The sequence below is a fragment of the Amphibacillus marinus genome, assembly GCF_900110345.1.
Classification (GTDB): Bacteria; Bacillota; Bacilli; order Bacillales; family Amphibacillaceae; genus Amphibacillus_D; species Amphibacillus_D marinus.
The window spans coordinates 1-12,157 of sequence record NZ_FODJ01000016.1 but is presented as its reverse complement, the minus strand read 5'-3'; the positions used below and the strand labels follow the sequence as shown (position 1 = coordinate 12,157).

Annotated in this window: 11 protein-coding genes and 6 tRNA genes; all 17 read right to left on the bottom strand. The window is 38.0% G+C overall.

Annotated features, from left to right (window positions below):
* Positions 1–3: 3 nt before the first annotated feature.
* Positions 4–831: a carbohydrate ABC transporter permease gene (locus tag BM000_RS15695; RefSeq protein WP_091500174.1), complete on the bottom strand. Its 828-nt coding sequence runs from the start codon at positions 829–831 to the stop codon at positions 4–6.
* 17 nt (positions 832–848) lie between these two features.
* On the bottom strand, positions 849–1,739 hold the full coding sequence (locus tag BM000_RS15690) for a carbohydrate ABC transporter permease (RefSeq protein ID WP_091500173.1): 891 nt from the start codon (positions 1,737–1,739) through the stop codon (positions 849–851).
* A gap of 100 nt (positions 1,740–1,839) precedes the next feature.
* Positions 1,840–3,144, bottom strand: a complete 1,305-nt coding sequence (locus BM000_RS15685; protein ID WP_177178329.1) for an ABC transporter substrate-binding protein — start codon at positions 3,142–3,144, stop codon at positions 1,840–1,842.
* A gap of 217 nt (positions 3,145–3,361) precedes the next feature.
* Positions 3,362–4,363 (bottom strand): LacI family DNA-binding transcriptional regulator, encoded by a 1,002-nt coding sequence (locus BM000_RS15680; protein WP_091500171.1) that lies wholly within the window; start codon positions 4,361–4,363, stop codon positions 3,362–3,364.
* Positions 4,364–4,713: 350 nt separating this feature from the next.
* Positions 4,714–6,084, bottom strand: a complete 1,371-nt coding sequence (gene glmM / locus BM000_RS15675) for a phosphoglucosamine mutase (protein ID WP_091500169.1) — start codon at positions 6,082–6,084, stop codon at positions 4,714–4,716.
* Positions 6,085–6,139: 55 nt separating this feature from the next.
* Positions 6,140–7,384, bottom strand: a complete 1,245-nt coding sequence (locus BM000_RS15670; RefSeq protein ID WP_091500168.1) for a CdaR family protein — start codon at positions 7,382–7,384, stop codon at positions 6,140–6,142.
* Complete coding sequence (cdaA, locus tag BM000_RS15665; RefSeq protein WP_091500166.1) at positions 7,381–8,202, bottom strand: diadenylate cyclase CdaA; 822 nt, start codon at positions 8,200–8,202, stop codon at positions 7,381–7,383. Before cdaA ends, BM000_RS15670 begins: the two co-directional genes overlap by 4 nt.
* A gap of 232 nt (positions 8,203–8,434) precedes the next feature.
* A complete protein-coding gene (locus tag BM000_RS15660; RefSeq protein WP_091500165.1) occupies positions 8,435–9,067 on the bottom strand; it encodes a YczE/YyaS/YitT family protein in 633 nt (210 codons plus the stop codon).
* Positions 9,068–9,576: 509 nt separating this feature from the next.
* Positions 9,577–10,245, bottom strand: a complete 669-nt coding sequence (locus tag BM000_RS15655; RefSeq protein ID WP_091500164.1) for a thioredoxin family protein — start codon at positions 10,243–10,245, stop codon at positions 9,577–9,579.
* Positions 10,246–10,259: 14 nt separating this feature from the next.
* Entirely contained in the window at positions 10,260–10,991 is a 732-nt protein-coding gene (locus BM000_RS15650; protein ID WP_091500162.1) for a trypsin-like serine peptidase, read from the bottom strand.
* Between the two features lie 15 nt (positions 10,992–11,006).
* On the bottom strand, positions 11,007–11,207 hold the full coding sequence (locus BM000_RS15645; RefSeq protein WP_091500160.1) for a hypothetical protein: 201 nt from the start codon (positions 11,205–11,207) through the stop codon (positions 11,007–11,009).
* A gap of 297 nt (positions 11,208–11,504) precedes the next feature.
* Positions 11,505–11,577, bottom strand: a tRNA-Lys gene (locus BM000_RS15640).
* 4 nt (positions 11,578–11,581) lie between these two features.
* Positions 11,582–11,656, bottom strand: a tRNA-Gln gene (locus tag BM000_RS15635).
* A 56-nt stretch (positions 11,657–11,712) separates the two neighbouring features.
* A tRNA-Tyr gene (locus tag BM000_RS15630) sits at positions 11,713–11,798 on the bottom strand.
* Between the two features lie 7 nt (positions 11,799–11,805).
* A tRNA-Thr gene (locus BM000_RS15625) sits at positions 11,806–11,881 on the bottom strand.
* Positions 11,882–11,884: 3 nt separating this feature from the next.
* Positions 11,885–11,960: transfer RNA gene (locus BM000_RS15620), tRNA-Val, on the bottom strand.
* 59 nt (positions 11,961–12,019) lie between these two features.
* Positions 12,020–12,094 (bottom strand) — tRNA-Glu (locus BM000_RS15615).
* Between the last annotated feature and the right edge of the window lie 63 nt (positions 12,095–12,157).

Sequence of the window (12,157 nt, the reverse complement as noted above, 5' to 3'; positions counted from 1 at the left end):
ATCCTAACCCTTTACCGATCCGGCAGTAATGCTGCTAATGATATATTTAGATAAGAACAAGAACGCAACCATAATGGGCACCACTGAAATGGCAATGCCTAAATACATGGCACCAAGATTCATAGCTACCGGAGAGCCACTTAATGCCCCCATCATGACCGGTAATGTAAATAAGCGTGGTGTCCGAATAATAACTAACGGAACCAAGTAGTTATTCCATGAGCCAATAAAAGTGAAAATCCCCATTGTTGCAATCGCAGGCATTAGAATTGGAAGGACAATGCGATGGAACATTCCGATCTCGGATGCTCCGTCAATACGCCCCGCCTCCAAAATTGAAATTGGCATCGTCGTTATTAGAAATTGTCTAAAGAAAAAGACCGTAAATGGTGCTGCAATTGCTGGAATAATTAACGGCCAATACGTGTCTAAAATGCCGAGGGTTTCACTTAAATCATAAAGCCCTAATAAGCCAAGCTGACCTGGCACCATCATCATTACAATAAATGTGACAAAAATGGCGTTTTTCCACTTGAATTCATAAACAACTAACGCGAAAGCTGTTAAGGCTGAAAAATAAGCATTAAGTACTGTAACAGACACAGCAACAAGCAAACTATTGCGAAAGCCCGTCCAGACATCCATATAGCTTGTTAAGGTGTCATAGTTGTCTAGCAAGGCATCACCGGGAATTAAGGTGAAGCCACGTAGAATTTCTGAATTAGGCCGTGTTGCATTAACAATCATCATATAAAACGGAATAAAACAGACAATGACTAGCACAATTAAAAAGATATAAATAATTACCCGCGCTATTTTCATTTTATTCATTTCAGTGACCTCCTTTATTAAACCTGTTTCCGATACATCGTTCTAAATGTAATAGCCGAGAATGCTACCGTAATAAAGAATAAGCCATAAGCAATAGTTGCGGCATAGCCAAAGTTATTGTACTTAAATGCTTGATTGTATAAGTAAAGCACCATTGTATTAAGAGCACCTTGAGGAGAACCATTCCCATCAGTTAGCAACATAGGTAAATCAAAAATTTGCAACCCACCAATAATTGATGTAATGAGGACATACAATAAAATTGGTTTAAGTTGGGGAATTGTAATGTACTTAAAGGACTGCAACCAGGTAGCGCCATCAATTAAGGCCGCTTCATAGAAATCTTTTGAAATACCTGAGATCCCTGCTAACAAAACAATAAACGAGTTACCAAACCACATCCACGCACCAATTAAAGCAACTGCTGATTGCGCATAGACTGGGGAGTTCAACCAGTTAATCGGGCGATCAATTAATCCTAAACTTAGCATCATCTGGTTTAGCCCACCATGATTCCAATCAAGCAAAATACTAAACAATAAGGCAACTGACGCAATTGTGATAATGTTAGGTAAGTAAAATAACGCTCTGAATAATCCAATTCCTTTGAGCTTTAAACGAATATCAGAGAACAACAAGGCTAATCCAAGGGCAATCAACATTTGGACAACAAAGTTTAGACCCCAAATGCGAATCGTATTAAAAAAGGCCTGATAAAAGTACCGATCACTAAACAAGCGAACATAGTTGTTAAAGCCAACAAAATCAGCCTGATCAATCCCGCCCATGCCGGAGTAATTAGTCAAACTATAATAAAGTGTTAAAAAAATTGGATATATATTAAAGGTTAAAAAAACAATTACAAATGGCGCAATAAACAGGTAGGCTTGTCGATTATTTTTCTTCACACTCATCGTTCCTTTCTATCAAGCATTTATTCGGAAATCTGCTTATCTGGGTAATAAAGCAAGAAAAGGCGTGCTACTAAACACACCTTTTCTTTATTGTTTAATCGGGAACAGTTATCTGTGGATAGGCATTAACGACCTGACTATAGAACTCGTCAATCGCCTCTTCTCGCGTTAAATTACCCTCTACATAAGCACTTACTTGATTACCAAACAACTCATCTATTTGTTGGTCATAACGCGTCACTGTGCTTGCATCAATTTCCTCAGCGCGCTCAATAAAAAAGTCGTAGTGATTCTGCCCACCAAGAAACTCATCAGAATAACCCGCCGCTACTCCCTCCATAACAGGGTAATAGGATAGGACATCACCTGTTTCCATAACCCAATCCGTTAAAAATTCTTGATCATTAACCAACATCTTAATAAACTCAAAGGCTAAGTCCTTGTTTTCTGAATCCTTATACATCCCAATCCATGTTCCGCCTTGGAAATATGGTGTTGGACCATTTGTAACTGCCCAATCGCCTGCTGTTTCTTGGGCTTCCTCTTTTAAAACAGAGTGGAGACCCCAGGTCGGTAGTGAAACAGCAAATACTTCCGTTTGGTCAGACGGATCTTCGTCCTCATCTAATTCATCCCAACCAACATTATAACTAATTGGTCCCGTAAAAGATGCATACCACGCTGGCGACCATGCAGGTGCTAATGCGGTATATTGCATATCACGTAATTCCTTGGCATAATCGAAATAGGCTAAGCGTTCGTCTGTTATAACCAGCTCATCATTGTCGTTAACCCACGGCTGTGGATTAGCACCATTTGTATAAGGAGAGATTGATCCTTCATCTGGGAACAGACGATAATTGGAAGCTTTCATTTGTTCACCTACTTCCATTAGCCCCTCCATCGTGGAGAATAGTTCACCAATCGCCTGAGGATCATCGGTCCCCAAGACTTCATTAGCAATGCTTCGTCGATAGTAAATTCCACCTGGTGTTGTTTGCCAAGAAACGGCTCTTACCTCTCCTGAGCTATTAATACCTAAGTCCCATACATATTCCATATAGTCGGAACGCCATTCATCTACGTTATAGGGAGCTTGTGAAAGATTTTCCCAATAATCCTGTTCAATCCAATCCTTTAAATAGACAATCTCACCGGTAAAAACGTCTGGTGCCCCGCTTCCACTTTCAAGCGCTGGTCGGAGCGTGTTCACATAATTTTCAGTCGGAATAATCTGTAGGTCAACCTTCACATCATGAAGTTCTTCAAAGTAGTCAATTGGAGCTTGTAGCTCATCAGTGAAAGAAGTAACAATTAAATCGGGCTCATCCTCGGAACAAGCAGTTAACATAAAAACCCCTAGCACAACAACAGCAAATTGAAATACTCTCTTCAACATCTTCCCCTCCTTAAATAGGTAAAAGAACTTTTCATTTTTTTCTCTTGGACATTCGCCCAAAAGTAAAGCGCTTTACTAATAACAAAAATAAAAAACATTACTTCCCTAACATATTTAGCGCAATGACAACCCTTACATTTTATTTAATGGTAAAAATTTAACTTTATTCTATTGAAACAGCTTGTAAAGCGCTTTACTTTAAGTTAATAAGAGCATACTATCCTCTTATTAATTGACATGAACCCCGCTTGATTAATTGCACAGGTACAACCCTGGAAGAAGAATCTTGGTCGCCATTAATTTTATTTAATAAAATAATAGCAGCTTGTCGCCCAATTAAATCTTTATCCTGTCTGATCGTTGTTAATGGCGGATCAACATGCTTAGCAAGTGCAATATCATCAAAGCCAACAATTGAGATATCCTCAGGAACACGTAAGCCTGCTTCTTTAATTACTTTAATAGCTCCTAATGCCATTATGTCACCTGCTACTACAACAGCTGTAGGCCGTTCTGATAAAGCTAATAAACGAATCATCGCTTCCCTTCCACCTTCGTATGAAAAAAAGCCACCATTTACTAAATAATGCTCAGGAACAACTAACCCCTTCTTCTCCATTGCCTTTAAAAAGCCGATTGCTCGTTCTTCGCCAGCAAAGTTCGTTTGATCGCCCATGATATGGGCAATTCTTTCATGACCAAGCTCAGTCAAATAATTGACTGCCAAGGAACTTCCATGTCGATTATCACTGTAAACAGAGCCTGGTTGCTTTAATGGCATATCAATATAGACAGCAGGAATGGGTGAGTTCTCACCTCCGATTAAATCCTCGCCAAATGACTGAACAACGACGACGCCGTCTACCCCACGATGCTTTAAGTGCTTATAGGTTTCTTCTTGCAACCCCATATGTCTAGAGACAAATAGCAGATCATAATTGTAAAGCTCAACATGCTTCTTAAACCCTTCAATGACTTCACTAAAAAAAGGATGGGCAATTCCTACACCTAAATGCTCTGCAAACACCACTCCAATCATCCATGATTTGTTCGTAGCCAAGGTACGAGCTGATGAATTCGGGGTATAGCCTAACTCGTCAATTGCTTCTTGTACTGCTTTTATTGCTTTTTCACTAACATTTTTATAATTATTTAATACTTTTGAAACTGTGGTTATCGAATAACCGGATCTCTTCGCAATATCATAAATTGTAACCATCTCATACTCCTATCGAAAGCGCTTTCCTTTATAATATATTACTTCACATTTTCTTTGTCAACCTCTTCCGCTCGTTTTATTTTGATATTTTCCTATTGTTTTTTCACGCCAGTTACTTCATTAATTGTTAGTGATATGATGAATTGAATAGTCTATACTGGTAAAGCAATCAAATAGAAATGTCGTGTTGCAAGAAGGCAATAAAAGAAGAGAATGTTCATTATCTACAGCATAATTTGTAAATGTTTACTAGTAGGTAAATAAACCGTTGCAACAAATAATATAGAATTTACAACAAAACAGAGCCATACTAGTCGTGAATAACGACCGTACGGCTCTGCTTTGTTATGTTACTTTAACCCCAATACCTCTTCAATGGTCTGCACAACACGATCAACCGCTTCATTACAGCGCTCAATTGTAGGTGCCTCTACCATTACCCGGACAAGCGATTCCGTTCCTGATGGTCGAACTAAAACGCGACCTTCATCACCCATTTCTGTCTCAACTTCTTGAATCGTCTCTTGGATCCGCGGGTTAACTAGCGCTTCGTGCTTATCAATTACCTTAATGTTTTTCAAAACTTGCGGGAAAATTTCCATTTCACCAGCTAACTCGGATAATTTCTTACCGGTATGCTTCATCACATTAATTAACTGTAACGCAGATAGCATACCATCACCAGTGGTAATATAATCTAAGAAAACAATATGGCCCGATTGCTCGCCACCTAGATTAAAGCCACCTTTTCTCATCTCTTCAACAACGTAGCGATCACCTACTGCCGTCTTATCACTTTTAATGCCTTGTTCTTCAATTGCCTTGTAAAAACCAAGGTTACTCATAACGGTTGATACGACTGTTGAATGGCGCAGCAGACCACGTTCATTTAAATGCTTGGCACAAATATACATAATTTGGTCACCATCAACAATTTGACCCTTCTCATCAACAGCAATTAATCGATCGCCATCCCCATCAAAGGCTAAACCAATATCAGCTTCCTTCTCTAATACAAATGCTTGCAGCTTTTCGGGATGCGTTGAACCTACTCCAGCATTTATGTTTAAACCATCCGGTGATACACCTATTGTTGAAATATCTGCTTCCAAATCAGCAAATAAGTGAGTGGCTAAAGAGGATGTTGAGCCATTCGCACCATCAAGGGCAATATGTATCCCGTCAAACTCATTATCAACCGATTGCTTCAGATACTGAATATATTTTTGACCACCTTCATAGTAATCATTAATTTGACCAAGATTACCACCAATTGGTCGTGGTAAAGAATCTGAACCAATTGCATCTGACTTTTTATTATTCGATTCAATTAAATCTTCAATTTCTAGCTCTTGCTCATCTGATAGCTTAAAGCCATCCGAACCAAAAAACTTAATGCCATTATCCTCTACTGGATTATGTGATGCCGAGATCATCACTCCTGCCTCTGCACTCATCGCCTTGGTTAAGTATGCAACTCCTGGAGTGGTAATGACACCCAAGCGCATAACTTCTGCACCAATTGATAATAGTCCAGCAATAAGCGCACTCTCTAACATGTCTCCAGAAATTCTTGTATCTTTACCTATTAAAATTCTTGGCTTTTCTGTCTTGTTTGTCAGTACATATCCACCAAATCGGCCCAGTTTAAACGCTAATTCCGGCGTTAACTGCTGATTAGCAATCCCTCTTACTCCATCTGTTCCGAAATATTTACCCATCATGTACCTCTCCTTTATTCCCTAGTCTACTACTCATGTTCTTTCAACCCGACAACTACTCTAACTGTATAGTCGCTTCCTCTGTCGCTAAAGTTACCTCTAAATTATTTGGTGCACTCAGCTCTATTGGAACTTGATGTTCTCCATCGTTGAGCCCACTCAAATCTATCATTAATTGAAAATCGGATTGGCTTAACTCGGTTAAAATAGAAGGAAAACCAATCACTGTCAAATTAATCATTCCGGTTTCTGGATTGAGAAAAGAAGAGGTAAATGCATTACTTAAGTTCTCTACCTCTATCTCAACATCCTCAATCGTTTGCTCAGTTAACTCCTCTAGCTCTATTGAAACTGCTACCGAGTTAGTCGATAGTAGTCTAGCTGCATCTGGTGCAACTAAATCTACTTCTACCGTTGTACTTTCAGTTAGCTCAGTTAAGTCAATCTGCTCGGTTATGATTTCATTGATAGTGGTAAGATCCGTCTCAGCAGCAAAAACCTGTACTTCTTCTTGGTCTAGCTCTATTGAAACAAGCTGTAATTCCTCTGATAGCTCACCAGTAGTTTGTAGTTCAATTGGAACAGTCTTGTTCGGACTGTTCACTTCTACATCAATTGACACTGTATCAGGTTCAACCCGAGCATTTAATTGGTTTCCTTCATTATCGTAAACACGAACAGGCACATCACTAATTGATAATGATTCCCCAATTCCTTCGACATCAACAAAAGCTTTTACAATTGAGATACGATCAATAATTGACTGCGAACTTGTGATTGTAACAGTTCCTGGCGTCACAGTTGCTCCACCTAGCTCAAAACCTGCTTGGAGCTGATCCAGATTTGTATAGTCCACGGTAACTTCAAATTCAGCCATTCCTCGTTCTTCAATTGATATCTCGACTTCAGGGGGATCAATTGCTACATTTAATCGACTAGATATGCCTTCGTACTCAATCGGAACGACATGTGTACCCGGCTCTAAATCCTCTAAATCAACGAAAACGTCAAAATTACGCTGCATAGCAGTTGATTGGACAACGCTTACTGTCCCTTGCAACGTTAAACTTACCGTTTGCGGGACGCCACTCACAACGTAACGCTCATCATCTATTTGAATACTCACTGGCACATCGTCAATTACCTCTGTTTCCTGTGAACTATTAAAAATAGAATCGATTCCACCTATATCCGCTGTTCTGGTATCTTGATTGTCAAAGGAGATAACAAAGAAGGTCAGAACAGCAAGAAACAGCGAGGTTATTCTGATAACCCAGGGCTTGTTTAACCAATCATTCATTTTTTATTCCCCTTCCAACCAAAACCCTTAAGTAACGGCGTTTTAACGAAATTAGGTTCTAAATTAGCTCGTAATATTTCAATTAGCTTATCCTCATTAATATCTCGGTGCAACTCCCCATTTCTTGTACATGAGATACCACCAGTCTCTTCAGATACAATAATGGTTAATGCATCACTTACCTCACTAATTCCCATAGCAGCTCGATGTCGTGTCCCAAGCTCTTTAGAGATAAACGGACTTTCAGATAGCGGCAAATAACAAGCAGCAGCAACAATCTCATTTTGCTTAATTATTACAGCCCCATCATGTAATGGCGTATTCGGCACAAAGATATTTGTTAACAATTGATTCGTTAATTGACCACCAATTGGTATACCCGTTTCAACAAAATCGCCCATATTTGTCTCACGCTCAATGGTTATTAATGCTCCAATTCTTCGCTTAGCCATATAATTACACGATTTCACAATCGCATCGACAGTATGGTTGAATATCTCTTCCTCCGAACGTCGATTACGACTAAAAAAGCTACCTCTCCCAATTTGCTCTAAGGCCCGACGTAGTTCCGGCTGGAATAAAATAATAATCGCTAACGGTCCCCAAACAATGACCTGTTCAATCATGACCTGAACAGTTTGCAAATTTAAAAAATAACTAATAAAATAAAAAATTAGTACAACGAAAATACCCTTCAGTAATTGGATGGCTTTTGTTCCACGCAAAAGCATAATCAATTTATAAAAAACATACCAGACAAGGGCAATATCCACAACAATTCGAAGCACACTAATTAATACAATTCCCTCACCGAGCATGATGACACATCCTTCTATCCATAAAATATCCAACTCACTTCAATATTAGTCACTTTTTATATTATAGCATATCAATCTTAAAGATAATAATAGAAACCTATTATCATAATTGCCTTATGTACAGTAAGGATATAAACCCTTGCTGACTAATTATTATGAGATTATGGCTAAAAAAGTAAGTAGTGTAACGATTCAACGATACACTACTTAGGCTAATCACTATTTTATTTAACTACAATGATGAATGAGTATTTTTATATAGTAACGGTTTTGAAAAGCGGTTGTTAAAATAGTTAACAACTGGCCCTAGTGAGATTGCAATGACCAGTGTACCAACTCCAAGTACTGCTCCAAATAAAAAACCAATGATAACTGCTAATACATCGACAATTAACCTCGCTTTAGCAAAGGCTATTTTCTCATTAAACAATTTCATTATAATAAGTGGCAATGCATCATACGGTGCCACCCCCAATTGAGCGGTAATATAAAGTGACAGACCAAAGCTAGCAATTAATACACCGCTAAAAAGCATAATTAGTCTAATGATAATAGGCAGCTGTTCATACTGAAGATTGTTGTAACCAGCTACCATCCAATCAGCAATAAAGCCAATCGCGACCATATTCACTATCGTTCCCAACCCAATTAAATCACGACCATATATTATGATGACAATAAAAAGGAGGGCATTAAAGATCAACTGATAAAACCCTAGTGATAGACCCAGGGTTGAGCTGATTCCTAAATTTAAAGTAGCAAATGGATCCGTTCCTAGCTCAGCAATAATAAATATCCCAACTGCTAATCCGAGTAGAAGGTTCCCTACTAACATCATCATTATTTTCAATTGAACTTGATTCATTTATTATTCCCTCCAAGCTCTGGTAATCCTCTATAGATCTAGCTAACTTTTGTATACGAAAAAAGAGTATATGTGTATTTTAGTAAGGTAACTTTTTTTGAAACCACAACGTTAAGGTTTTTTTGGTGTTACAATTGTTATAGTTGCACAGCAGAGCTGAGGCCTTATTGAAAAACTAATGGCCTAAGAATTAAACCTTTGACAAATTCCATTAATAATTAGAGGCCCTAACAACTTGTTATTAAACCAAATCCAGCAACCTAAGTTATTGTAGCACTAAATATTTTTGCAAACAAGAGGTTGTAACAACCTGATTTTTTAATTTTACACATATTATCATGGTGTAATATCCCCAATTAAATAAACTCTAATTATTCACAGGTTGCTTTAGCTTTCTTAACAACTTAATAGACTTGTCTTGCTTACTTCATCCGTAATTAGTTGTACAAAAAGAGGGCGAATGCTATACCCATTATAGCATTCGCCCTTTTATAAATTGTCTAGTATTCTTATTCAAAACACGCTTCTACAGTAACCCAACCATCATCAGAGATATCTAATTCGTCTTTGTGGGTACTCAAATATGCCGGATCTAGTCTAGATACATGTACTAAGTCTTCATAACAGTCTTCACCATAGTAATCATGAAAACCTATAGAAGCGTTTCTTTCTAATTCTGGTTCTTCAATATAGGTATTTACAGCTGAATTTTCTATTTCCTCAATACTTAATGAAAAATCAATTTCTATATATCCGTCACTGAGTTCTCGATTATTTGAATGTACTAACAAAAATTTTTTAATATTGTCTAGTGTTTGTTCCTCATCTGCTTCAGCATAATTATCAAATTCATTTATTATTTTGCCATTCCTTAACTCAACAAAATAAGGCGTATATTCAATATCATATTGTAAAAGATGGTTTTTCTCTGATTGTGCTAAAGCATTTAGTTCTACATAGTACACTTCTTGTTCTTGTAACGCTAGGACTTCTTGTATTCGTGTACCAAGAAGCTTACAACTAGAGCAGTTATCTCTCCCAAAATAAACTAACGCATCTGCTTTTCGTTCAACGAGTTCAATTGGAAGTACTTCACCAAATTCTTTATTTGTATGGCTCTTACAAGAAGCGATAACTAAACAAGCAAACAATAGTAGAAATAATTTATATTTTTTCATTTTCACCACCCATTTTAGTTATTCATAGAGGCTGCTAGGCGGATATAGTTCCTACTGGCTTGAGTTATTCGGTGGGCAACATTATATTGTCCTTCTTGACTACCAGCACTATGAATTCCACCTATTGTAAACACTCCAAAATTGTTATAGTACACAGCTGAACCCGATTGTCCACCATAAGTATCTATCTGATATCTAAATGTCCAATCAAGGATCTCTGTGATAGGACCAGAATGATACCACTGATAGTAGTTTCCTAAATCCAAAGCTTTATCAACCGGATAACCACTTATCGTAAAGTTATTGACTAGCAGTTCAGCACCCGTTAAATCAGACACTAGCATAGATCCTGCATCAGAAAAATCCAAATTAACATTTACCACCGCAAAGTCATAAGCACTAGAGCTATTATCTATGTATTCTTGCAGGGCATAAATAGTTATTGCATAAGCAATCCCAAACGGAGCAGAACTGCCATTTCTTGCTGGGATAATTTCTACCCATTGGAGATTACCTCTTGTCACACTTTCTGTCGGGCTTGGTATAAAGCAATGCGCAGAGGTTGCAACTGAATTAGCATCAATTAGCTTCCCAGAACAAACGGTTCTAATAAAGTTGTTTTCCCAGTGCATAATTAACTGTACTACTGAAGAGTATGGATATGTTGTTGTGTCAAAAACTCTAATTCTATTATCTGCACCAATAATTACTTGAGGAGTAATTTCTTCTTGTAATACGCTTGGCAAATATATTTCATTTTTTTATAGTTGTTGCCTAGATTCACTGATTGCTAGCTGACCCACCGAGGGTGGTCCACTATTAATCTCTACCTCTTCTAATTTTTCTGCTTCCTCCAAAGAAATTAATGGTTCAATCTTTACTATTTCGCCCGCAAAAATTTGCATTACATTACCAACTAAAAACACAATACATAGAATAAATGCTACAAATAATTTTTTCAAGTTATCCAAACCCCTTTTTCAATTATTTATAAATATTTTACAATATTTAAACATATAATTCAATAATGATTGAAAAAAAGAAAATAATTGAGGATTATTATTTGTAAATTATTCTTATTAATAAATTCAATTTAGATACTCAGCTTCTTTCTGCTTGTTTCCATTATATGCAAGCCCATTAAATCTATATAGTAAAAAAGGAATAAACGTTATTTATAACGTTCATTCCTTTTGGTCACATATGTAAGTTGGATTCGAGCGGAATTAGACCACTTTGCAAAACCTTTATAGAAAAAATGAGCCATGAAGGATTCGAACCTTCGACCCTCTGATTAAAAGTCAGATGCTCTACCTACTGAGCTAATGGCTCACAATGGCTGGGCTAGCTGGATTCGAACCAACGCATGACGGAACCAAAAACCGTTGCCTTACCGCTTGGCTATAGCCCAATAAAATAACAGTGAAACAAAGTACACTGTTTAAAAGTTAAACTATTTTAAAAAAATGGTGGAGGGAGTAGGACTCGAACCTACGAACCCGATGGGAGCGGATTTACAGTCCGCCGCGTTTGGCCAACTTCGCTATCCCTCCATGTAAATGGTGCCGGCCAGAGGACTTGAACCCCCAACCTACTGATTACAAGTCAGTTGCTCTACCAATTGAGCTAGGCCGGCAAATGGTGGAGGATGCAGGGCTCGAACCTGCGACCCCCTGCTTGTAAGGCAGGTGCTCTCCCAGCTGAGCTAATCCTCCAACGTACAAGACGTAAAATCTATTTTAAAGTTAATACGTACTTTCATAATTAAGTTAAATGGTGACCCGTACGGGATTCGAACCCGTGTTACCGCCGTGAAAGGGCGGTGTCTTAACCGCTTGACCAACGGGCCTAATATTAAAAACGAGAGCTTCCAGCCGGACTTGAACCGGCGACCCCTTCCTTACCATGGAAG

What these genes read in the sequence shown, in the direction of transcription:
- BM000_RS15695 (WP_091500174.1), bottom strand. Translation starts at nt 831, where the DNA reads ATGAATAAAATGAAAATAGCGCGGGTAATTATTTATATCTTTTTAATT.
- BM000_RS15685 (WP_177178329.1), bottom strand. Translation starts at nt 3,144, where the DNA reads ATGTTGAAGAGAGTATTTCAATTTGCTGTTGTTGTGCTAGGGGTTTTT.
- BM000_RS15680 (WP_091500171.1), bottom strand. Translation starts at nt 4,363, where the DNA reads ATGGTTACAATTTATGATATTGCGAAGAGATCCGGTTATTCGATAACC.
- glmM (WP_091500169.1), bottom strand. Translation starts at nt 6,084, where the DNA reads ATGGGTAAATATTTCGGAACAGATGGAGTAAGAGGGATTGCTAATCAG.
- BM000_RS15670 (WP_091500168.1), bottom strand. Translation starts at nt 7,384, where the DNA reads ATGAATGATTGGTTAAACAAGCCCTGGGTTATCAGAATAACCTCGCTG.
- cdaA (WP_091500166.1), bottom strand. Translation starts at nt 8,202, where the DNA reads ATGCTCGGTGAGGGAATTGTATTAATTAGTGTGCTTCGAATTGTTGTG.
- BM000_RS15660 (WP_091500165.1), bottom strand. Translation starts at nt 9,067, where the DNA reads ATGAATCAAGTTCAATTGAAAATAATGATGATGTTAGTAGGGAACCTT.
- BM000_RS15655 (WP_091500164.1), bottom strand. Translation starts at nt 10,245, where the DNA reads ATGAAAAAATATAAATTATTTCTACTATTGTTTGCTTGTTTAGTTATC.